This is a genomic window from Lacinutrix sp. MEBiC02595 (assembly GCF_053601555.1).
Genome location: NZ_JBSHNU010000243.1, coordinates 546,497 through 569,105 on the forward strand (window position 1 = coordinate 546,497; position 22,609 = coordinate 569,105).

17 protein-coding genes are annotated in these 22,609 nt (G+C 32.7%); 8 read left to right on the forward strand and 9 right to left on the reverse strand.

Going from position 1 to position 22,609, the window contains the following annotated elements; translation table 11 throughout:
- Positions 1-5 precede the first annotated feature (5 nt).
- The 3 genes from ACVCZW_RS16075 (at position 6) to ACVCZW_RS16085 (ending at position 4,347) form a co-directional block, all read left to right on the forward strand.
- A complete protein-coding gene (locus ACVCZW_RS16075) occupies positions 6-719 on the forward strand; it encodes a LytR/AlgR family response regulator transcription factor (RefSeq protein ID WP_452232885.1) in 714 nt (237 codons plus the stop codon).
- 416 nt (positions 720-1,135) lie between these two features.
- Positions 1,136-1,630 (forward strand): CAP domain-containing protein, encoded by a 495-nt coding sequence (locus ACVCZW_RS16080; protein WP_452232886.1) that lies wholly within the window; start codon positions 1,136-1,138, stop codon positions 1,628-1,630.
- A gap of 116 nt (positions 1,631-1,746) precedes the next feature.
- Positions 1,747-4,347: a DUF6923 family protein gene (locus ACVCZW_RS16085; RefSeq protein WP_452232887.1), complete on the forward strand. Its 2,601-nt coding sequence runs from the start codon at positions 1,747-1,749 to the stop codon at positions 4,345-4,347.
- A 145-nt stretch (positions 4,348-4,492) separates the two neighbouring features.
- Here ACVCZW_RS16085 and ACVCZW_RS16090 read toward each other — a convergent pair whose 3' ends face one another.
- The 3 genes from ACVCZW_RS16090 to ACVCZW_RS16100 all read right to left on the reverse strand — a co-directional run bounded on the left by ACVCZW_RS16090 (position 4,493) and on the right by ACVCZW_RS16100 (position 8,947).
- Positions 4,493-4,888 (reverse strand): response regulator, encoded by a 396-nt coding sequence (locus tag ACVCZW_RS16090; RefSeq protein WP_452230707.1) that lies wholly within the window; start codon positions 4,886-4,888, stop codon positions 4,493-4,495.
- The gene (locus tag ACVCZW_RS16095; RefSeq protein ID WP_452230708.1) at positions 4,875-6,395 is read right to left on the reverse strand and encodes a PAS domain-containing sensor histidine kinase; all 1,521 of its coding nucleotides are present in this window, start codon (positions 6,393-6,395) and stop codon (positions 4,875-4,877) included. The genes ACVCZW_RS16090 and ACVCZW_RS16095 overlap by 14 nt, the downstream gene beginning before the upstream one ends.
- A gap of 491 nt (positions 6,396-6,886) precedes the next feature.
- Positions 6,887-8,947 (reverse strand): tetratricopeptide repeat protein, encoded by a 2,061-nt coding sequence (locus ACVCZW_RS16100; protein ID WP_452232888.1) that lies wholly within the window; start codon positions 8,945-8,947, stop codon positions 6,887-6,889.
- A 180-nt stretch (positions 8,948-9,127) separates the two neighbouring features.
- Here ACVCZW_RS16100 and ACVCZW_RS16105 point away from each other — a divergent pair, with 180 nt between their 5' ends.
- A complete protein-coding gene (locus ACVCZW_RS16105) occupies positions 9,128-10,369 on the forward strand; it encodes an oligosaccharide flippase family protein (protein ID WP_452232889.1) in 1,242 nt (413 codons plus the stop codon).
- A gap of 236 nt (positions 10,370-10,605) precedes the next feature.
- Positions 10,606-11,826: a glycosyltransferase gene (locus tag ACVCZW_RS16110; protein WP_452232890.1), complete on the forward strand. Its 1,221-nt coding sequence runs from the start codon at positions 10,606-10,608 to the stop codon at positions 11,824-11,826.
- A 148-nt stretch (positions 11,827-11,974) separates the two neighbouring features.
- Here the strand turns inward: ACVCZW_RS16110 and ACVCZW_RS16115 are convergent, their stop codons facing one another.
- Genes ACVCZW_RS16115 through ACVCZW_RS16125 form a run of 3 tightly spaced genes read right to left on the reverse strand, consistent with a single transcriptional unit; the run spans position 11,975 to position 17,789 of the window.
- Positions 11,975-13,489 (reverse strand): cellulase family glycosylhydrolase, encoded by a 1,515-nt coding sequence (locus ACVCZW_RS16115; protein WP_452232891.1) that lies wholly within the window; start codon positions 13,487-13,489, stop codon positions 11,975-11,977.
- The gene (locus ACVCZW_RS16120; protein ID WP_452232892.1) at positions 13,483-14,700 is read right to left on the reverse strand and encodes a hypothetical protein; all 1,218 of its coding nucleotides are present in this window, start codon (positions 14,698-14,700) and stop codon (positions 13,483-13,485) included. The genes ACVCZW_RS16115 and ACVCZW_RS16120 overlap by 7 nt, the downstream gene beginning before the upstream one ends.
- Complete coding sequence (locus ACVCZW_RS16125) at positions 14,700-17,789, reverse strand: hypothetical protein (protein WP_452232893.1); 3,090 nt, start codon at positions 17,787-17,789, stop codon at positions 14,700-14,702. The genes ACVCZW_RS16120 and ACVCZW_RS16125 overlap by 1 nt, the downstream gene beginning before the upstream one ends.
- A 270-nt stretch (positions 17,790-18,059) precedes the next feature.
- On the opposite strand from ACVCZW_RS16125, the gene ACVCZW_RS16130 reads away from it, so the two are divergent.
- Genes ACVCZW_RS16130 through ACVCZW_RS16140 form a run of 3 tightly spaced genes read left to right on the forward strand, consistent with a single transcriptional unit; the run spans position 18,060 to position 20,771 of the window.
- Complete coding sequence (locus tag ACVCZW_RS16130) at positions 18,060-19,244, forward strand: response regulator (RefSeq protein WP_452232894.1); 1,185 nt, start codon at positions 18,060-18,062, stop codon at positions 19,242-19,244.
- Positions 19,245-19,271: 27 nt separating this feature from the next.
- A complete protein-coding gene (locus ACVCZW_RS16135; RefSeq protein WP_452232895.1) occupies positions 19,272-19,757 on the forward strand; it encodes a glycosyltransferase in 486 nt (161 codons plus the stop codon).
- 12 nt (positions 19,758-19,769) lie between these two features.
- Positions 19,770-20,771 carry a type I phosphomannose isomerase catalytic subunit gene (locus ACVCZW_RS16140; RefSeq protein ID WP_452232896.1) on the forward strand — a complete coding sequence of 334 codons (1,002 nt, stop codon included), beginning with the start codon at positions 19,770-19,772 and terminating at the stop codon, positions 20,769-20,771.
- A 12-nt stretch (positions 20,772-20,783) separates the two neighbouring features.
- Here the strand turns inward: ACVCZW_RS16140 and ACVCZW_RS16145 are convergent, their stop codons facing one another.
- Genes ACVCZW_RS16145 through ACVCZW_RS16155 form a run of 3 tightly spaced genes read right to left on the reverse strand, consistent with a single transcriptional unit; the run spans position 20,784 to position 22,595 of the window.
- A complete protein-coding gene (locus ACVCZW_RS16145; RefSeq protein ID WP_452232897.1) occupies positions 20,784-22,073 on the reverse strand; it encodes a phenylacetate--CoA ligase family protein in 1,290 nt (429 codons plus the stop codon).
- Positions 22,070-22,375 (reverse strand): type II toxin-antitoxin system RelE/ParE family toxin, encoded by a 306-nt coding sequence (locus ACVCZW_RS16150; protein WP_452230719.1) that lies wholly within the window; start codon positions 22,373-22,375, stop codon positions 22,070-22,072. The genes ACVCZW_RS16145 and ACVCZW_RS16150 overlap by 4 nt, the downstream gene beginning before the upstream one ends.
- Position 22,376: 1 nt before the next feature.
- A complete protein-coding gene (locus ACVCZW_RS16155) occupies positions 22,377-22,595 on the reverse strand; it encodes a hypothetical protein (protein ID WP_452232898.1) in 219 nt (72 codons plus the stop codon).
- Positions 22,596-22,609: the final 14 nt, after the last annotated feature.

A 22,609-nucleotide genomic window follows, 5' to 3' on the forward strand; every position in this document is an offset into this window, starting at 1 on the left:
AACGTATGAATTGTATTGTTATTGATGACGAAGCAACAGCTAGAATGATTATTTCTCAATTGTGCTCCAATGTACCAAGTCTTAATGTTTTTGAGGAGTTTCCTAATGCAATGCAAGCCATTAAATATTTAAATCAGAAGGAAGTCGATTTAATTTTCTTAGATATACATATGCCAGATTTTACAGGTTTCGATTTTATTGAAACACTTAAAAATCCGCCAAAAATTGTACTTACCACATCCGATCCTAATTTTGCTATTCAAGCATTTGAATATGATTGTATTGTAGATTATTTAGTAAAGCCAATCACACAAGAGCGTTTTCAAAAAGCAATTGATAAAGCAGAAGCGAAACAAAATAAACCTGCTGCAATTGCATCAAAAGCAGAAAAAGTAGAAAGTACTTCGGGTAACGATTTATATGTAAATATTGATAGACGCTTAATTAAAATTGATATTCCAAGTATTTATTTAGTAGAAGCAAAAGGGGATTATATTCAAGTAAAAACCGAAGATAAAAACTATACCGTACATTCTACTTTAAAGAAAATTGAAGACAAACTACCAGATGCCTTGTTTTTAAAGGTGCACAGATCGTATATTATAAACATTCAAAAGATAATCGATATAGAAGATAATAGTGTTTTAATTAAAAAAGATGTTATTCCTGTTAGCAGATCGAATAGACCAGAGTTAATGAAAAGATTGAATTTATTATAATAGTTGTATTACAACGATTTTTTTAAGGCATTCGTCTTAAAGTATTTTTCAAGTCCTATTTAAAACAATAATAAAATGAATTCCCATTATTTTTGAGGTCTAATCAGTTGAGGGATTTATTGGTTAATAATTTAAAGGACAGAAATTAATTTTTTTGTCCTTTTTTTTATAAAATAATTAGACATTAAAAAGTCCTTTGAAGTATTTAATCATCCTTCACCTTTCGCTAATATCTCTCCCAGCGCATTAAAACACCTTTGTTTTAGTAGGTATATTTAAACCTTTAGAAAATAGATTTATAAAACGTTTAACTAAATGTTTTCACCATTCATCTATACTTAAAATTGCACTTATCGAAAAGTAAAAAACCCAACTGTCTTTACATATAGTTTTGCCATCAAATTAAACCAAACCCGATGAAAAAATTAGTAGCTACCACAGCAATCTTATTAAGTATCTTTTTAATGTCTTGTTCTGCAGAGGAAGAAAATAATACTGCAACACATAATGCTTCCGAAATTATAGACATAGAATACACATCGCTAGATTATGAAATAGCAGAACTAATTAATGCGCATAGAATTTCCATAGGTCTTCAAGCTTTACATATTTTAAATCATGCTTCTTCGGAAGCAATTTCACATAATCAGTATATGGTGAATCAAGGTGTGCTTAGTCACGACCATTTTAGTGAACGTTCCCAAAACTTAAAAGATGCAGTGAATGCAAAATACGTATCCGAAAATGTTGGTTATGGGTATGTATCGGCGCAATCTTTAGTGAATGCTTGGTTAAATAGTGAAGGGCATAGACAAGCAATCGAAAATCCAATATATACAGATTTTGGTATTTCTTCGAAGAAAGATGCCATAGGAAGTGCTTATGTTACCAATATTTTTGTAACGCTTTAATAGCTTATCTACACCTTTTTACCATTCGTCTACACTTAAATTGCACTAAACGAAAAACATATTTTAAGGCAAGTTATACTCGTAATTTTGTCTTGTAAATAAGAAATAAACAAATCATGACATCCACATTACACACACTAAAAAATCAAATAATAGTACTTGTAGTATTGCTTTTTAGCTTTTCTAGTCAAGCACAAGACATTCCTTTTAATTGTGATTTTAGTGCATATCTATTTCAGTATAACGATGTGTATTCCATTGACTTAGCGTCTGGTAATTCTTACCTTGCTGCTTCCAATATTACAACAGGAAATATAAACGCAACAGCATACAATCCGGCAGATGGTTATATTTGGGGATATTTAAGCACACCGTCACAAACTATAGTTAGAATCGGAAAAAATTTTCAAACTACATCTTTTAGCGTGCCAGAATTAACAACTGGGAATAAATATGTGGGAGATGTTAGTCCAGAAGGCATTTATTATTTAAAGGCAGGAGGAACAAGCTATTTTAAAGTAGATTTAGATCCTAACTCCGCAACCTATACGCAATACGTATCAACAGAAACGTTATCGCAAAATATTAGCATTCATGATTGGGCTTTTAATGCAGTAGATGGTAATTTGTATGCCGTAGAAAAAAACAGTAATATATTATATAGAATTGACCCAATAACAAGTACTGTAGTAGCTTTGGGCGAAGTGCCAATTTTATCTGGATTAAAGTATACGTACGGTGCTGTTTATTTTGATGGTGACGGACGATTTTACGTATCTGCAAACCAAACAGGAACCATATACGTGATTCAAAGTGTACAAGATTTAAATCCAACATCTATTATAGATTCTAATTTATTTGCATTTGGTCCTTCAAGTGCTAGTAATGATGGAGCACGTTGTCCAACAGCGCCTGTTGCGCAAGAGATTTGTGATAATGGTATTGATGATGATGGCGATGGTTTAATAGATTGCGAAGATCCTTCTTGTTCTGGTTTTGGTAGTTGCGAAGAAATTGCTGCTCCAACCACTGCTAATGATGGTGGTTTAGAAAGCAACGGAAGATTATCGGAAGCAATCAGTAAACGTAATTTTAATCGTGCTAAAAAGAGCTATGCGTTTGACCAAATGTCGGCAAAACGTGTTACTCCAAACCCTGTAAATTATACGAGCAGAACAACCAATGATTTTCAATTACAAGACTTTGTACCATTAACAACTATTAACGAAGATTATGCAGTAGAATCTACACCTACCGACTTATTAAACATTACCAATGCAACAGAAGTATACGCTGTAGATTATATGCAAAACGATGCTTCTATCGCTTCTATTTTAGCCTTAAAAACAGAAAATGGTGTATATGAACACACCAAATATATTTGTGACAGATTATTAGGAGCAGAATTGATTTCGGTATCTACCATAGATATTAATGACCAAGCATTTATAAAGTCTATTATTAAAAATGCAGATGGTTCTTATGAATATGTATTGAGTTTGTCTGCTAAAGTAGCTAATAACGACGTTAATTTTGAAGTAGAATCGCACTGGAACTTAGATGTATACGAAGCAGATGTGACCTTTTATAACTTTCAAATCTGGTCCGATTCTATAGACGATTTATATAGCCTTGCTCAAGAAGTGTTAAACTTATTAGAAGTGGTAAAACCAATTTCTGGTTACGAGTTATCTTCGCCTCCAACCGTTTTTGTAAGAAAAGGGAAATATAACAATGGCGCTTTAGACCTTCAAATTATAAATACCAATGCAACAGAAAATGTAACCTTCGATTCTGGATTTAGAGAAACAGAGACTAGTGATTTTAACTACACATCTTCTAATCTGGACTTAAACGAAAACTACATTACCGATATTCAAGTTCCAACGGGAAAGTTGTTTGATGTAGGATTTAGAATAGGAGACGGAATACACACACCAGACGATTTATTTATGTCAGATGGTCCATGGGGAATGGATGATTCGCAAGCAAGTACTGTGGTAACGAACTACGCTATCTCTCCCAATACTAATGATTTTGATGCCGCAGATTTTCCTATAGAAAGAAACGTATCGTTAAGCGCAACCACAAGTACGTATTTTGCGGCTTACAGAGCGTTGACACCACGTTTCAAAGCAGTAGACTTAACAGACTATAATAGCTTTAAATTACAAGCAAAAGGAACTGGAGATTTAGAAATTACTTTTGTAAAACAAAGTATTACCAATTGGGAAGAGCAATACAAAACAAACATTGCTTTAACAGCAAACTTTCAAAACTTTGAAATACCATTTTCAGAATTTAGATCTTCATTAAACGGAGACCTAGTATTGGATGATATTGTAACTATAGTATTTACAATGGTTAGTGAAGACGGTTCGAGAACAACAAAAGAAATGCAGTTGCAAGATGTACGTTTCTCAATAGCAAATACTTTATCCGTAACTAATATAGAAACAGAAGCGGATGTACTTGCGGTATATCCAAACCCAATGGTTACCAAAGCAAACATACACTTTACAGCAAACCAAACCGAAACGATACATTTAACAATCTACAACCATTTGGGTAAAGTAGTATATACAAAAACGGTAAAAGCGCAATCTGGTAAAAACCAAATAGCAATAAGCAGACAGCATTTAAGTACAGGTTTATATATCTGTAAATTATCAGGCACACAAATCTATTATAGTCCCTTGAAGTTACTTGTGAAGTAACACTAATTATTTATTTTTTTGATGTTGGTGTAGAAACCTAAAAACTAATAATAGCTTATAAGTTGGTTTCTACTAAAGGCAAGACTTTAAACTCTTGCCTTTTTTTTTTGAGTAGTTTTGTTGGGTAAGGAAGTATCTATTAATTTTAGCTCATATTTTGAACAAGATTAATTACTGTTTTTGTGGTTACAGGTTTTATAATGAAATCTGTTATAATATCATAGGTCTTAGCCTTTATGAAATCTACGGAATCTACAGATGAACTTACAATATACAATTTGGTTTTATTTGAAACTTTCATTTTAACAAATTCATCTAGAAATTGCCATCCATCCATTATAGGCATATTTATATCTAATAAAATAAGTTTAGGAATCTCTTTTCCAGATGCTATCGTTTTTGATAACCCTTCCATTGCATCTTCACCATTATTGTAGATTGTAAATTTTGTGGAAATATTAGATAGCTCAAAAATTCTTTTTACAGCAAAAATAAAAACAGGATCATCATCAATTAAACAGACAGCGTTAATTTTCATCATGTTTTAAGTATATGGTGAAAGTTGTACCGCTATTTACTTTACTAGTTACTTCTACTTTACCATCCATGGACTCAATTTGATTTTTGGTAATGTAAAGTCCTAAACCTCTAGCGTCGTCATGTTGGTGAAATGTTTTGTATAAGCCAAAAATTTTATCTCCATGCATGTCTAGATTAATACCAAGACCATTATCTTCAATCTTAATTTTTACATACTTATTGGCCTTTTCTGCTGTAATGTTTATGATAGGATGGATATCTTCTTTTTTATATTTAATAGCGTTAGATATAAAGTTTAATAAAATACTTTCTAAATAAGCAGGTATCGCCAATACTTCTATTTTAGTGTCAATATCAATATTTATTTTTGCTTTTGTTTCTAGTATTTCTGCTCTAAAAGTTCCTAAAGCATCATTTGTGAAATTTAATAAATTATTACTTTCTAATTCTTGTTTTTCCCTGGTGTTTATATTCGCTACTTCATTTAAGTTTTGAATGGTTTCACTTAATTTGTTTACGGCTTCACTTATTAATGGAAAAAAATCATTTTTAGTAGATTCTGGGATTTCTTCTTGCATTAATTCCAATAGCATCTCTAAATTACCGGAATGTGATCTCAAGTTATGAGATACTATATGAGCAAAATTTTGAAGTCTTGTATTTTGACTTTTTGTAGTTTGTAATAGTGATTTAATTTTTTTATTTGCCTCCTTACTTTTAGATATATCTATAATATTAGAAATAAAATGCAGTGGTGCATGGTTTTGATCTCTAAGGATGGAAACTGACAACAAGCAGTGTATAATGGATCCATCTTTTTTGAGATACCTTTTTTCACATTCAAAACTATCTTTTGTACCATTCATCATTTCATTAATGTGTATTGGTATAATATTGATGTCACCAGTATGAGAGAGTTTGTTTACATTGGTATGCATTAGCTCTTCTTTTGTATACCCTAAATAATCACAAAATTTTTTGTTTAAATTTAAAATTTCACCGTTTAATCCCACTAATACCATTCCGTTTGGTGCATGTTCTAAGGTAGTACGTATTAATTGCTCTTTATATTGAAGCTCATTAATAATATTCGTTTTTTCAGTAATATCTTGAAAAACACCAAGTATTTTAACTACTTTATTGTTTTCTACAATGGGGAAACCAATAGATCGTACCCATTTTAGATTATTTTTAGCAGTCCGTATTAATAGTTCTGTGTCAAATTCTTCCCCATTCTTTGCCGCTTTATCAAATAACACAGCGATTAAATCTCTATACTTTCCTTCTTCGTAAAAATGTATAGCCTCTTCAAAATTGGGTGTATAGTCCTTTTCTACTTCATGAATAGATCGGGTCATAGGACTCCAAGTGATGCGCATGGTTTCAAGTTCTACTTCCCAAGACCCTATAGCAATAGATTGTTGTATGGAGTCTAAAAAGATGCTTGTGTCTATTTTAGATGTCTGTGTATTTTGGGTTTGAAGTAAGTAATTATAAACATCTTTCATATAAGTTGTAGGATTAGTCCTGGCAAGTTATTGGTTTACAAGGATTAAATAGATTTCGAATTACAAACATACTACCGTAAATCCGATTAAACGCAATTATTTACGTTAAAAAGCAATGTTTTTTTATTGGTAACCTAATTAGAGCACTGGTTTTTGCCTATAATACTGTATTTGTTGCGAATGGAACGGTAATTTATTTATAGTAAAAGCACAGCTTTATAATGGAAATCGCTTATGCATAGAGATGCTTCGTTGCATTCTGAATGATAGTATTGGAGTGGTTCTTCTGAAGGATGTTGGGTGCGTTGTTCTATTTGTTATTCTGAAGGAATTTAGATGCTAATCGAATATCGGAAGCATCTCTTTAATAGCGATGCTTCGCTGCGCTTTGAACGACAGTACTAGAGTTGTCATTTAGAAAAAAGTACAACAATAATGAAGTCGTTGAAGCATTTCTTTTTATTGGAAGAATTAAGGTTTAAGAATAAACCCTACTTTCTAAAAACAGGCTTTTTAAATAACAACCATTTAAAACGTAATCCAATCTCATTAAAAGTAAAACCAGCAGCAGTTGCAGAGGCAATATTACTTCGTGTACCAAATAGGTTTGCCATACAACGATCGGAGAATTTATAACCTAATTTTCCTTGTATTCTGTAGGTGCTTTGGCTTTTATCGTCTTCAATATATTGTAATCCTGTTGCAGCTGTCAATTCGTAAAACCATTCTTTAGGTTTCGCGATGTTTTCGTCTTTAATAAGATTTGCAAAAACCTCTACAGCATTAAAGGTTTCTGGTGAGAAATACACTGTTGGTACTTGGTTTTTAAACGTAATGTATTGGTAGTTTACACCGGCTTTAAGCGATGGTTTTGGTAAAATGTTATAGTATAAAGAAGTAAATAAAAGGTTTCTAGCATTGCTATCGCTTTGGCTAGTATAAAAGTATTGTGTAAACCAACCTAAGTTAAAGTTCGTGTTTAAGCTATAGTTTGCATAATAGTTGTTTTGTACGATTTCACGATCTAATAATTCGGCATTAAAACTTTGTAATTCACGCTTGTAACCAACCGTTAAATCTTGTAATTTAAAGGGTTTAATATTAAAAGATACATCGGTTAATAGTTGGGTATAATCATTCGTAGTTGCTTTTGCAGAGGTAAGTCCTGCAGTACCTTTAAAGGTTACGTTTGGTAATAATTGATACGATAAACCTAAACTAAAGTCGTTAGAAGTAGCATCATTATTAGTAACGGCATTGGTTGTACTTCTATAATTATAACTTGCTAATATTTTAAATTTTGTAGAGAATGGAAACTCCATATTATTGTTAAACGCAAATGCTTCGTTATCTCCATTATCAAAGGTATAGGATGTTTTTCCTTCGTAAAAAGGAGTAAATGTGGTGTTGAGGTTTTTAATAAAGTTGGTCGCATCTTTTTGATTGTCGTAAAACTTTAAGGTGTTTTCGGCAGAAGTATATGCAGCTTCATATTTACCTAAAGCTTTTAAAGCATTTGCATTTCCTAAGTTACCATCAAAAGAAGTGCTATCATTCACTAAAATCTGGTCGTAATCTTGGACACTCTTTTTAAAATCACTTTTATAGATGTTAAGCGTAGCACGTAAAGCTAATAACCAGTTTTCGTTAGGTTTGGTTTCTATTAAACTATTAATAAGTGTGTCTGCTGCTTTGAATTTTTTATTCCAAATTAAAGCTTGTGCATAACGCTCTGTTGTTTGTTGGCTAAGTGTTGATTCTGTAGTTTTATCTAAACTTTCAAAAGCTTCTGTACTTAATTGTAATGCGTCTTTTTCTTTTCCGTTTAAGTGAGATACTAATGCTAAACCGTTTAGTGCGGTGATTTTATTCTCCGGATTTTCAGCTAAAATGTCATAGGTTGCTTTGGCATCCTCTAAACGATTGGCAATTAAATATAAATTGGCTAAGTTTAATAAGGTGTCTTTATCATTATCAAAAAGCGTAAGGTTTTCTTTTAGTAATGCTTCTGCTTCCTCGTATTTTTGCGATTGCTGTTTTTTATACGCATGTCCTAAATACATATATTTTTTAGAGGTTAATGCATTTGGATTTCCTGGTAAAACTTCCAAAGCTTTATTTACATATTTCAAAGCATCCTCATATTCTTTTAAATTAGAAAGTGTATTGGCATAACTTAATAATGCAGGAAAGCTTTTAGGATCTTCATCGATTAAACCTTTAAAATAGGTTTTGGCTTTTGGGAAATTGCTATTCCATAATAAAGATTCTCCATAATTTAGTTTTACCTCAAAATCGGTTGGGTAATCTGATAATAGGTTTGTGAAAAGGGTATTCGCTGCTTCTGGTTTTCCGTTTAGTCCAATAGCACGACCATAACAAAGTCTGGCAGTTTTATTATCTGGATGTTCTTTTAATATGTTTTGGAAAAACGTTTCCGCTTGAGCGTACTTACCAGTTTCTAAATAGGTAAAGCCTTTTTGCATGTCTTGTGCATGGCTAAAAAAAGCGGTTAATAATAAGGTAAGTAAGGCAAAAAATTTAAGTTTCATGTTCTGGTTTTTAATCATTTGCAAGTTAGGCATTCATTTCCATTCATTCATCTACAGCAATGGTCCACTCGTCGAAATTCAATGGAATCTCATAGCTTTCCATTGCATCTTTGCATCAGAAATTAGACACAATCAAAACAAAAATAACAATTATCACACTAACAAATACCATAGAATAAGATGCAAACTTTATCTTTATTAAAATCGAAAAAAATAACTCCAGAACAAGTCTTTATGCTAAGTGTATTAGCTGTAAATGGAGGGAATTATTTGTATAATCTTATTTTAGGACGTGTGTTAGGCCCAGCACAATTTGCAGATGCAGCTGTGCTAATAACCTTTTTATTAGTGCTATCTTTTGTAGCGATGACCTTTCAATTGGTAACTGCAAAGTTTTCAGTGGTTTTTGAAAATGATACGTTTAAAAATTTCGTCTCCAATATTTATAAAAATGCAACGCTTGTTGGATTGGGATTAGGAGCTTTAATCATTGTGTTTGCAAGCCAACTACAAGATCTTTTTAATACGTCGTCTTCTAGCATGTTTACTATTTTCGGAATTGGAGTGCCTTTGTACTTTTTAATGAGTGTGAATCGAGGTGTGTTTCAAGGTAAAAAAGAATTTAAATCTTTATCGATTACCTATCAAGCCGAAATGTTAAGCAGATTAATAATCACCTTAGCTTTAATCTTCTTATTCGATATACAATCTTCGGTGGTGATTGCAATAGGTATTTTAATCTCTTTCGGATTTGGTTTAGTGCCTTTTAAATTTAAAAATCTAAACTATAAAAAGACGATTGCTATTCCCGAAAGCCAATCGAAACAAGTAAGAAGCTTTTTTATAATTACAGCTTTTTACGAGTTTACACAGATTATAATTAACAATAGCGACATCTTATTAGTGAAACATTACTTTGATGCATACGATGCCGGATTATATGCATCATTAGCCTTAATAGGTCGTATTGTTTACTTCGTGGCATGGATGTTTGTCATGTTGTTATTACCAACAGTAGTTCAGCTTAAAAAAGAAGGTAAAGAAACCGCGCCAATTTTATTTAAATATGTTGCTTACATCGCAGCAATTGCAACAGCAATCGTAATTGGTTGTGCATTGTTTCCAGAAACCGCAATTACCATATTATTTGGAGATAGCTATTTAGCAATGGCTCCATTGTTATGGAAATATGCTTTAGCAACAGGTTTATTTGCCATATCTAACATCTTTGCGTATTACTATTTATCCTTAGATAAGTTTGTTCCTGTAGTAATTTCTGGAGTCTTCGGAATGCTACAAATGGGATTAGTTATCTTTTTTCATGACAGCTTAGAGCAAGTAGTGCACATGCAAATTGTGGCAATGGTTTCCTTATTGGTGGTACAGATCTTGTTCTTTGTTTTGGATACGAAACGTAAGTAATAAGAAGAAATAGAATTTTATATTATTAGTCTATATAAAAGGAAGAAGCTGTGGTTTTATACTGCAGCTTTTTCTGTTTTATAACATTGGAATACGCTATCTAAAATAAGCAAATCTATACTTAATTACCATTCGTCTACAGCAACTTGCAACCCATCTAAAGTTACCAGATTTAGTCCCTTTTAAAACGCAAATTTGTACTGTAATTAAGAAATAACATATTAAAAACATACATTATGAAACTAGCAATCGTAACCGCATATCCACCAAGTAAAGTAACCTTAAACGAGTACGCTTACCATTTAGTAAAGCACTTTAGACAAAAAGAAAATGTTACTGAAATTGTTTTATTAACAGACAAAACGGATGGTGCAAAAGACATCGCTTTTACAGAAGACGGTTGCAAGATTACAGTGGAAGAATGTTGGGAATTTAATAGTTATACCAATATTATAAATGTGACTAAAGCGATTAACAATACACAACCAGATGCGGTGTTATTCAACTTACAATTCATGAAGTTTGGAGACAAAAAAGTAGCAGCAGCTTTAGGCTTAATGTTACCATTGGTTTGCAAGCTGAAAAAGATTCCAAACATAGTCTTATTACATAATATATTAGAAGAAGTAGATTTAGGTTCTGCAGGATTTACAAGTAGCAAAATCATGCAAAAAGTATATGGTTTTATAGGAACTAGCTTAACAAAGTTAATATTACAAGCAGATACCGTTGCAGTAACGATGCAAAAATATGTGGATATTTTAGAGCAAAAATACAATGCTAAAAATGTGACTTTAATTCCGCATGGTACTTTTGAAATCTCTGATGAAAAACCAGAATATAGTTTACCACAAGGACCTTTACAAGTGATGACTTTCGGAAAATTTGGTACCTACAAAAAAGTAGAAGGTATGATTGAAGCAGTTGAAAAAGTAAGAGCTTCCACAGGATTAGATTTAGAGGTTGTCATTGCTGGAACAGACAATCCAAACGTACCTGGTTATTTAGCAAAAGTACAAGAAGATTATAAGCATGTGCCACAAGTACGTTTTACAGGTTATGTAGAAGAATATGAAGTGCCAACCTTATTTAAAGAAAGTGCAGTAGTAGTATTTCCATATACATCTACAACCGGAAGCTCCGGTGTTTTACACCAAGCAGGAAGTTATGGTAAAGCAGTAGTGATGCCAGATTTAGGAGATCTTGCTTTATTAGTAAAAGATGAAGGGTATAAAGGGGAGTTTTTTGAGCCAACCTCTGTAACTAGTTTAGCTACAGCAATTGAAGCTATTGTAACCAATGAAGCGCACAGAATTGCTTTAGGTAAAGCAAACTACGAAGCTGCAACAGCATATCCAATGGAGAAAATTGCCGACATGTACTTATCTCATTTTGATAGAATTATTGCTAAAAAAATACCACAAAGTACCAATGCATTAAAACCTACTAATGCATAAAATGAAATGAATCGATGCCTTTTTTTGTCCCAAAACAATTAAGAAACCTATAGTTGTTTAGAAGGAAGTATAACGAAGAATATTAAGAAGCAACCTATTGGATTTGAGATTCTTTACTTTACTCTAGATAGCAAACGAACGAAAAGTACTAGTTCGTAATGTATTTAAACGATGCCTTTTTTGCCCCATTTTTATCGATAAATCCAAAATGTTTTTGGGTATTTCGACGCCAAGGTCTGCTACCTACAACAGCTTTTGGCACATCTACAAAATCATATAAAGTCCAAGACATAAATTGCAAGCTATTCGCAGCAATAATCTCTTGGATTTTTTTGTGGTAATTGGCTTGGTCTTCTGTGGAAGAACCAAGTGGTTTCCAGAAACCACTATACGATGAAATTCCAAACTCTTGTAATACTAGTGGTTTGTTAGGAATGTCTTTACGCAATGTTTTTATAGCAGCATCCAACTCGCTTAAACCTTCATAATAATGAAACGAAACAATATCTACTTTATCTTTTAAAATGGGTGCACTTTGTGTGTTAGACCAACCAATGGTTACAGGATGTTCTGCATCTACAGATTTTACTAAATCGATCATGCTATCTAACCAAGCGATAACCATATCTTTTCCTCTAGATTCAAAATCAAGGTTTGGTTCGTTTTTAATATCCCAAGCAATAATAGCGTTATGGTCTTTAAAAGTGGAGACTATGGTTTCTGCATGACGTTGGTTTAACGTCCAGTTCATCACCGAATAATCACCAAAAAAATCAAATAAAGTCAACACGACTTTTAGTTTATTTGCTTCCGCAGCATCTAAGGTTTGTTTTAATTTTTCTAGCTTTTCAGGATCTACATCTGCTTTTCCAAAATCATCATATTGCACAAAAATCCGAACCGAATTCAAACCAGCAGCTTTAATAATTTTAAAGTCGTTAGCAATAATGTCTTCTGCGAAAGCGTCACCAAACATATTCCAAGGCGTTGCTTTTGGGTAATAATTAATTCCTTTTATAATTAAACTATCGGTTTTTATTTTTGCTGTTTTTGCTTCCAAAGGATTACTGCTTTCTTTTACCAAATGTCTAATACGCCAAAAGCCATCTTCTAATAAAAACACCATTTTATAAGCGGAGGTTTCTGTAGTTTCTAGTACAAGCTTTTCTGCTTTAAAAATCCGTTTATATTCTACAACATCTCTATCTGTTATAACAGCTAATTGGCCGTCTTCGCTAAAAAATTCTAAAGTTGGATTGTGGTTTAATGTAGTCGCTTCAATAGTGGTGTTTTCCGCTTTGTTTAAGTCAATAAAAGCATATAAATTTTCTCTGGCACTATCGGTATAATAATCTTTTATACCCGCAGTTTTATTCGTTTTATAAGCGACTTGTTTTACATACCAAGCATCTAGATAATCCTTTTGTAAGGCATTTATATTTTCGGTATCCATTGGTCGGCCTTCATTGTTTAAAGGTTCCCAAATTAATTTCGGTGCGTATTGTTCTACTTTTTGTATTTCGGTATGTAGCATGGTGCTTCGGTCTGCTCCAGTGTTTAGGTAGCTAAAAAGCGCGCTAATACCAGAAATAATCAAGGCTACAATCATAATATATGAGATTATTAATATGGTACGAAGTATGTTTTTATTAAGACTTACCATAGTTTTTTATTATTAAAAGTTTTGTCTATTCCTGCAGTTTCTATACGGAAATTATAAGTGTTATTTTCATAAACAGCCGGCTTCAAATTAAAAGTGACATAACCATTAAAAGATGTTTTTGTAATGGTATCCAAAAGTGTATTGTCTTTGTAGATTAAAAGTTTAACGTGCAAACCATCCGGAATCATTTGCTCCATAAAACTTTGTAAAGGACCAACTAATATTTCACGATTTTTGCTAGTAAAGGAAACTTCAAAATCGTCGATAACACTTTGATAACTTAAGGTAATGGTGTTACTCTCTGCCATACCATCCACATAAGCTTTAATACTCCAGTTGTCTTTAAAGTCGGGATGAATCATCTTAGAATGTGCTACACCTTCTATAGTGGTTCCTGTAGTTTTTAAAATGTTTCCGTTTGCATTCGTAATAAAAAAGGTGACAAATGTCCCGTCGCTAACTACATTATTTTGCTTGTCTTTTAGTACAGAAGTATTAAAAGTGGTTACTTGATTTCCGTCGGCATAATTATGTGGTCGTTTGGCAGAAATAGTGAAATCTGTAGGAATTGCAGCCCAAACATTAATGGTGAATTCTTTAGAGTTGATACCTAAACTTTCTGAAGACACTAACATGCGTCCGCTTTCTCTTTCGGAATAAATGTTTCGATAAGCAATTAAGTTCTTGGTGAAAATGTCATCATTTTCTTCGGAAGCTAAAAACTGAAACTTTGCATTTACCTTCGTATTTGTTGGTACAGGATTATCTAAAGAATCGGTTGGAATAACAACTAACATGGTGTAATCTGTTCCTCCAGCTTCTATACTTGGCGGACCAATATAGGTTTCCATGGTTGCGACTTCCGCTTTTGAATGCATATAGAATTGACCAGAAATAGCTTTGTTTTGGTCTAATAGCTTCCAGTGAACAACACCAATTTTTTTAGTGATGTTTTTCGGAATTATATATTGAAGTATATTTTCTTGTACTACAGCCGAAACCAAAGTAGAACCATAACTATTAGAACAATAGAGTAGTGGTTTTTCGCCTTCGGAAGCCGTAAATTTTAGAACCACAGCATTTCCAACTTCATAGTCTGTTTGGATGGTTAATAATTGGATAGGATTAGTGGTTTCATTTTGTTGCACAACAGCAAACGATGATAATAAAATCAAGCCTAAAAGAAATATGTATGTACGTTTAAGTTGCATTAATTCGGACTTCCTATATATGTGTTAATTTCTATTTTAATATAACTAAAATCGGGATGGTCAATTTTTTGTAATTGTGCATCACTATGATTTTCTATTCTGTTTGGCACTATTTTTCCAGCAATAGCATCGTTTGGTAAACCATTTACAAAAATGTTATGCATGTCTGTATTTATGATTTTCACTGCACCATCTTGTAATATTTGGTATTCAAAATCTTGCTTGCGTTGTTGTCGTACTCCTTCTTTTACAAATAAATGATCCACCCAAACCATGTCTTTATTGGCATCATAGTACGTCACTAAAAGCTGAGGTATGGTAATTTCTTGAATGCCGCTATTAAATAAGTTTCCGTTTATAATACTGTCTTTAATGGTAATGGCACTTAATACCACGTTTTTATATAAATCAGAGCCCGATACATTTCCTGCTACTTGCAAGTTGAATTTTGTTGGTTGTTCTTCAAATTCAATAGGTGTAAATTCATCTGGATTAAACGTGTCCGGAATGGAATCTTGGGTTCTAGACCAGGCAATTCCTTCAAAATTAATACGGAAACTACTGGATTCTTTAGGCATTAATTTATGTTTCACATGATACTTTGCATTGTATGTTGCGAGTTGTTTGTTGGCATCGTTGTACAGGGTTCCTTTTAAAATAATATCTGCAGGTACATTATCTATATTTTGGACTTCCCCAATAATCGCATAACTGCCATCATATTGTACTAATTTAGCCGAAACCACTTCTAAAACAGGTTGTTTTAAAATGTCTTCATGATGCGTTGCTTCTGTTGTAATACGACGCCTACCTTGATTAAAATACTTGGTGGCATTCGCAGAATAGAGTTGGTCTGGTGGTAAATCGTTATTTAAAACGTCTGGTTGTAAATACCAATTTCCTTTGCGTTTGGATAGCGATTTATAATCCACTTTTTCAATTTTCTCTAAAGGCGTAATCCATTGGCTAGTCACTTTTGCCGAAACGGTACTGTCATTATGTTTGGTGATTTCGGTCTCAATAGCATCCATTTTTGCATAGCTACTTAGTAAACCATCGGTTACGGAAATCTCCAACATATATTGGGCAATTGGTAACTGGTTTTCTGGATCGATTAAACGATGTGCTTTTTCAAATTCTTTAAAATCTAAAGCATCATAGTAGGCGATAATGGCATTTTCCGGACTGCGTTGCGAATCGTTTTTGAGGTAGAATAAATAAATACCATAAAAGACTGCAACCGCTAATAATATGGACCAAATGTGTGTGATTCGTAATACGTTTCGGTTAAACTTAGTATACGTTGTTGGAAACTTTAAAAAGTCGGGAATGGGTTTAATTCGCGTTTTTAAAGCATTAACCCAAAGCATTTGTATGTTTAAAACAAACGCAATTAAAACGGTTAAAAATGGAATAATTCCCCACATTAATTTTACCCATTTAGCAACATCTTCTTTGGGTAAAATAGAGGAAACTGGCGGAATGTTTAGTCGTTCCCAAACCATGATGCCATTTTCTAATTGTCGTAATCGTTGCCAACCACAGAAGTAGAGAATGGGATCGTAAAATTTATCGTTAGAAAATATATATTTAAGATTGTATTTTTCTGGAGTAGTTAAAAATTGCTGTAACGAACCAATTCCGGCAACACCTTTAAATTTAGAGTTCTCTAAACGCTCGATAGGTCTGGTGGTTAATTCTGGTAATCGTCTTGCAGAATGATAGTTTCCATCCACAGTCATGGCATTTGTTTGTGCACTTAACCACGCCATTTGATCGCCAAAACCAAGAGTTAAAAATCGCCATTTATCGTGATCATCTTGATTTAAGAAATTCACGATAGGTAACATTTTTATTTTCTGTGGTTGCGATGGTCTAAAATAGTTTAAACTCATGGTAAATACGACCATAAACACCATGAGTCCTGCTAATATTCCGCCAATAATACGATGGTAAATAGCGCCTAATTTGTTCTGAATTAATTCCTTTAAATCCCCTTCGACAAAACGATAGGTGAATTCCCCTAACATAGGTATAGACAAGATAGAGGCCCAAAGTGTAAACCGATCTAAGGTTAATATATTAAATGCTGTTTCACCTAGCATTTTTAAAGGTACAGGAGTAGTTCCTCCAGTTCCTAAAATGGTGCAAATGGTTATAGATAATCCAAAAAACAAGTAGCGTTTGCTATAATATCTGTAGAATATATAAGGTAATAAGATTAATAAAATCCCCCAAGGAATTAAAAAGAACACCAATCCTGAAGAGGTGATTTCTAAGAAATTATCGCGAGAACCATGCGGAATGGGAACTTGTGTAATTGGATTCGCTTTCGAGTTTAGCCAATACGGAAAAATACAACCTATAATTAATACCAAGGATAGCATTCCAAAGCTTATAATACGTTTAAACAATTTGAAAAAGCTATTCAAAAATATTTTGAAGGTGACTTCTTTCATGGTGTTTACTTGCTCTCTAGAAACATCCATAATTACCATTCCTATTAAAGGAAAGATAAAAAAGATCATCCCAAAAATAGGTGTCACGTGATGTGAAGTCACGGTAACTGCTATTAAAGATAAGGAGGTTGCTAAATACCATTTTTTACCCGTTTTTAGCCATAAATAGATTTCTGGTAAGGCATGCATTAATACCGATACACCTATAATACTTGGTAACTGTCCGAAAATATGAAGCGTCTCCACAAAAGAAGAACTAAACACCGCTAAAATAGCAGCATAACCAGCAACTGTTTTGTTACCAGTCATCATTAAAGAAAAACGATAAGCTCCTGTAATAAATAGAACAATTGCAATTAAGGCAACACTAAACATACCAAACTTTAAACCGCCAATCATAGACAAGAGTCCAATAGATTGGTGTACTAAAGGCGGATAACTCTGTACGGTAAAACCTGTGTACCATTCATAATTCCAGGGTTCAAACCAGCTATTTGCATAATGATCTGCAAAAAACAGGTGTATTAACGCATCATAAGTAGTTTCCAAAGTGAAAAATATGGCACTACCATGAAATGCTAATCCCAAAAGGATGGCAACGATTAAGTATTTATTTGAGGTTTCTTTCAACGGTTAATTTTGGTTATTCATTTATAGGTCAGTTGTAATATCCATAACCATGTGTTTACTAGTCCTATTAATATATAGGGATATTTCATTTAAAGCCTAAGTTCTAATAATATGGTAAAGATAAATAAATATTATAGTGCTTCCATTTTTAATTATCTACAGCAATCTACCATTCGTCGACACTTAGCTATAGGTTAAACTAAATAAGAATTTTAGGGCTGTCTTCTCCTGTACATTTGTACCATCAACAACAAATAAAAACAACTTATTATGAAAGTTTTAGCCATAGATGACCAACAATTAGTATTACTTCCTTTACAAAAGAGATTAGTAGAATTAGGTTATGAAGTGAAAATTGAAACCGATGCAACTAAAGGATTAAAATTATATGAATCTTTTAATCCAGATTTAGTTATTGTAGATATTAATATGCCTTTCGTTTCTGGTTTAGATGTTGTAAAACATATTCGTGTTACTAAAAATTTACAAACACCAATCATGGTTTTATCTGGAGATACAAAAGATGAAACGATTACAGAAGGTTTCGATTTAGGGATCAACGATTATATGAAAAAACCATTAAGCTTAAACGAGATTAGTGCTCGTGTAAAAAGATTAATTGGAGCTCCTGAAGTGCAAAATGCAGTTACTAAAAGTGATGTAATGATTCAAGAGCGTTGTGTTGGTGTTGTTATTCCTTGTTATAATGAAGAAGAACGTTTATTAAGTGATGAATTTATTAACTATATCGATAAAAATTCTGGGTACCATTTATGTTTTGTAAACGATGGTAGTAAGGATAAAACCTTAGAAGTTTTAAAAAATTTACAAAAAGGAAGAGAAGATTTTATTACGGTATACGACTGTGAGAAAAACGGAGGAAAAGCAGAAGCTGTTCGTTTAGGAATGTTACACATGGCTAAAAAAGAAGATTTAGATTATATCGGATTTTTAGATGCCGATTTATCTACAGACTTAGCCGATTTTGATGATTTAGTAAAGACAATTGAAACTTCCGATTTTAAAATTGTAAGTGGTTCTAGAATATCTCGAATGGGAGCAAATATCACTAAAGAATCTGCTAGAAAAATAATTAGTTTAACGATTAATTTTATCATTAGAAAAATCTTAAAAATGGATTTTAAAGACACACAATGTGGTGCTAAAATATTTCGTAAAGATGTAATTCAAATCGCTTTTGGTGAAAAGTTTGTTACCCAATGGATTTTTGATGTAGAAATATTTAAAAGAATGCGTATTCATTTCGGATTAAAAGAAGCGAAAGCAATGCTTTGTGAGCAACCATTAAAAAGATGGATTCATGCGGATGGTTCTAAATTATCGATGAAAGATTCTATAAAAATTGTTGGACAATTAGGACAAATAGCTTGGGTATATAGAAACAAAAAGCAAGTCGTGAAAACAGCAGTTACTACCGATTTGCACGCAGCCTAATTACTAATAGTTAAAACGTCTCAAATCATGAAAACAGGAATTATTATCATCTTTCATAATAATGACAGTGAAATGGACCCTTCTTTTTTTATTGAACAAATAAAGCAAACGTCCAATTTAGAATTATGTTTAGTAAACAATGATAGTAAAGACAGTACTTTCGATTTATTAAATGAAGTAAAAGACGCTTGTAATAATGTATCTGTGGTTAATATTCGAAAGTTTAAATCGGATGTTGCAGCAGTAAAAGCGGGAGCAAGATTTATGTTTAATGCGTTTCAACTAAAAAATGTAGGTTACGTTTCTATAAATATGATAAACACTAAATACCATGGTGTAAATAGGTTGATTAAGGTGATCGCCGAAAATCAAGAGGTTATTATTAATTATAGTCGCAAACCTTTAAAAAGGAAACAAACCTTATTTCAGAGTTTATTCTCTGTTATCGATTACTTAAAAAACATCGAAATAGAGAATCCCTTTATCCAACTTCAGTATCAAAGAAACCTTTAAAAAAAAACAGTTATGAAAGTATATCCAATAAAATTCAATCCCATATTAAAAGAGAAAATCTGGGGAGGAAACAAACTAGGAAACCTTTTAGGAAAAGAGACAAATAAAGAAAATGTAGGGGAAAGCTGGGAGATTTCAGATGTAAACGGAAACATTTCAGAAGTTAGTAATGGTGCATATAAAGGAGCAAATTTAAAAGAGCTTATTGAAGCACATGAAGCAGCGCTTTTAGGAACAGAGAACTTTGCTAATTTTGGTTATAACTTTCCGTTACTAATTAAATTTTTAGATGCAAAAACAGACTTATCTGTTCAAGTACATCCAGATAATGTAATGGCTAAAAAGCACCATAATTCTTTTGGAAAAACAGAAATGTGGTACATTATGGATAGTGATACTAATGCAGATATTGTTTTAGGTTTAAAGGATAAAACAACAAACCCAGAATTATTAAATCACATTAATGCAAATAATGTAGATGCTGTTTTTAATAGAGAAGAAGTAAAGAAGGGAGATAGCTTTTTTATTCCAGCAGGAAAAATTCATGCCATTGGAGCAGGAGTTTTAGCTGCCGAAATTCAACAAACAAGTGATATTACCTATCGTGTTTACGATTGGGATAGAACGGATGATTCTGGACAAAAAAGAGAATTACATACCCAATTAGCAGAACAAGCTACGAAGCAGTTTGATTCTAACGGAAAAGCAGTATATGATTTACAACCAAACGCTAGTGCAAGCTTAGTAGATTGTGAATATTTTACAACCAACATTTTAGATGTAACCAATCATCAAGTGAAAGATTATAACAACTTAGATTCGTTTGTGATCTTTATGTGTGTGGAAGGGGAAGCAGAAATAACTGCAGGTTTACATACCGAAACTGTTAAAATGGGAGAAACTATTTTAATTCCTGCCAATACAGAAGAAGTGGTGTTTAGCGCTAATAACGCAAAATTATTAGAAGTTTATGTCGATAAAGGAATCGTGCAAAACATGCAACAAGCTTCTTAAGAAGCAAAACATTTACACCCGCTTGTCAATCACCATAATAGGCTTTCTACTCATCGCAGGAAATTGTAATTTAATAATTTCCTTTTTATCATGAAAAGCAATTCTTGGCGCAACACGAAGTTTGGCTCTAAAGTGATCTTTAATGCTTTGTAGTAATTTTTCGGAAGGATCTTTTGCCGCGATTTTAATTAAAATTTCATCGGTACCAATATCATTATGTGAAAGTTCAATAACATAGGCTTCTACGTCATTAAAATCATTTAGAATATTATCCATTGCTGGCGGATACAAAGTGGTTCCTTTGTATTTTATCATTTGTTTTCTTCTACCAACAACCGGCCCTAAACGCATCGTATTTCTACCACAAGCACAAGTTTCTTGATTTGCTTTTACCATGTCACCCGTTTTAAAACGCAGCAAAGGCATGCCTTCAATACCAAGGGTTGTAATCGTTAATTCCCCAACTTCTCCTTCTGCAACGATATGATCGTTATCGTCTAAAATTTCCACAATGATTAGTTCTGGATGTTGATGTCCGCCTTGTTGGTATTCACACTCGGTAAAAGCAGTGTTCATTTCGGTAGAAGCGTAGGTAGAAAACAATTCAATATCCCATTTTTCTGTAATTTTTTGCGATAAGGTATTCAGACTAAAATCTTGTTCACGTAAAGGTTCACCAATACAAATAGCACCTTTTACTCCAGATGCATTTACATCAATATTATGTTGCTCTGCGTATTCTATTAATTTTAATAAAAAAGAAGGAACTGCAATCAAATAGGTTGGATGAAACTTTAAAATAGAATCCCATTGTAGTTCCGGAATTCCAGCGCCAACACGAATGATTCCCGCGCCAAGCTTACGAACACCAAGAAAATATGCTAACCCAGCCATAAAACGTCTGTCCATGGTGGTCATGAGCTGTACAACATCTTCTTTACCAACGCCCGCGCAAGCAAAAGAAATGGCTTCGTTATATGCTAAACGCTCCAAGTCATTGTCGGTTAATGCGAAAGTTACAGGATCGCCTAAAGTACCAGAAGTAGTCACATAATCTATGATTTTACTTTTAGCTACACATAAAAAATCATCATTGTATTGTTGTAGCTGATCTTTGGTTGTCACCGGAATTTTAGATAAATCTTCAATAGATTGTATCGCATCTAGATCTATATTGTTTTCTGAAAACACACGTTTGTAATACGTAGAATTTTCATTTAAATACGCTAATAATTCGGCTAACTTTTCTTCTTGAAAAGCTTTTATTTCTGGTGTAGATGCTTGTTCTATTTTAGGAATCATGTTAAGTCCTTCTTTAATTTTTTTGGATCTTGTCTTGTGTCAAAAAGCGTAACGACAAATACATCATTACTTGTAAATGTGTAATATAATGTAGTATGTTTAGTTATTACACATTTATGAAGAGATTTTTTATTTTTAGATAAAGGAAATATTTCTGGATTATCCTGTAAAATGGATATTGATTTGTCTAGTTTTTTTATGAAATTAGATTTTACTTTTAAAGACCAGTTTTCGGTTAGGTATTCAAATAATTCTGGAAGTTTTTCATTTGCGATGTCCGAAAACTTAACAACTCTTGACATACTATCTATGTTTTTTCATGATAGTTTCATAGTCAGTAACTTTGCCTTCATTTATTTGATGTAACCCTAATTCAATTTCAGATTGTTGTTCTGCTGAAAGATCATCCCAAAAGTCATTTTTTTCTTTTATGAAAATTTGCTTTATGGATTCAATAATTTTAGGGTTATCAGTATTTAATAACAATTTTACTAATTCCATTTTTTCAGCTTGAATGTCCATCTTATAGCGTATTA

Excerpts from the sequence above, each read along its gene's own strand:
- ACVCZW_RS16080 (WP_452232886.1), top strand. The coding sequence starts at position 1,136 with ATGAAAAAATTAGTAGCTACCACAGCAATCTTATTAAGTATCTTTTTA.
- ACVCZW_RS16145 (WP_452232897.1), bottom strand. The coding sequence starts at position 22,073 with ATGATTCCTAAAATAGAACAAGCATCTACACCAGAAATAAAAGCTTTT.
- ACVCZW_RS16110 (WP_452232890.1), top strand. The coding sequence starts at position 10,606 with ATGAAACTAGCAATCGTAACCGCATATCCACCAAGTAAAGTAACCTTA.
- ACVCZW_RS16095 (WP_452230708.1), bottom strand. The coding sequence starts at position 6,395 with ATGAAAGATGTTTATAATTACTTACTTCAAACCCAAAATACACAGACA.
- ACVCZW_RS16140 (WP_452232896.1), top strand. The coding sequence starts at position 19,770 with ATGAAAGTATATCCAATAAAATTCAATCCCATATTAAAAGAGAAAATC.
- ACVCZW_RS16105 (WP_452232889.1), top strand. The coding sequence starts at position 9,128 with ATGCAAACTTTATCTTTATTAAAATCGAAAAAAATAACTCCAGAACAA.
- ACVCZW_RS16150 (WP_452230719.1), bottom strand. The coding sequence starts at position 22,375 with ATGTCAAGAGTTGTTAAGTTTTCGGACATCGCAAATGAAAAACTTCCA.
- ACVCZW_RS16130 (WP_452232894.1), top strand. The coding sequence starts at position 18,060 with ATGAAAGTTTTAGCCATAGATGACCAACAATTAGTATTACTTCCTTTA.
- ACVCZW_RS16155 (WP_452232898.1), bottom strand. The coding sequence starts at position 22,595 with ATGGACATTCAAGCTGAAAAAATGGAATTAGTAAAATTGTTATTAAAT.
- ACVCZW_RS16135 (WP_452232895.1), top strand. The coding sequence starts at position 19,272 with ATGAAAACAGGAATTATTATCATCTTTCATAATAATGACAGTGAAATG.
- ACVCZW_RS16090 (WP_452230707.1), bottom strand. The coding sequence starts at position 4,888 with ATGATGAAAATTAACGCTGTCTGTTTAATTGATGATGATCCTGTTTTT.
- ACVCZW_RS16100 (WP_452232888.1), bottom strand. The coding sequence starts at position 8,947 with ATGAAACTTAAATTTTTTGCCTTACTTACCTTATTATTAACCGCTTTT.
- ACVCZW_RS16120 (WP_452232892.1), bottom strand. The coding sequence starts at position 14,700 with ATGCAACTTAAACGTACATACATATTTCTTTTAGGCTTGATTTTATTA.
- ACVCZW_RS16075 (WP_452232885.1), top strand. The coding sequence starts at position 6 with ATGAATTGTATTGTTATTGATGACGAAGCAACAGCTAGAATGATTATT.
- ACVCZW_RS16115 (WP_452232891.1), bottom strand. The coding sequence starts at position 13,489 with ATGGTAAGTCTTAATAAAAACATACTTCGTACCATATTAATAATCTCA.
- ACVCZW_RS16085 (WP_452232887.1), top strand. The coding sequence starts at position 1,747 with ATGACATCCACATTACACACACTAAAAAATCAAATAATAGTACTTGTA.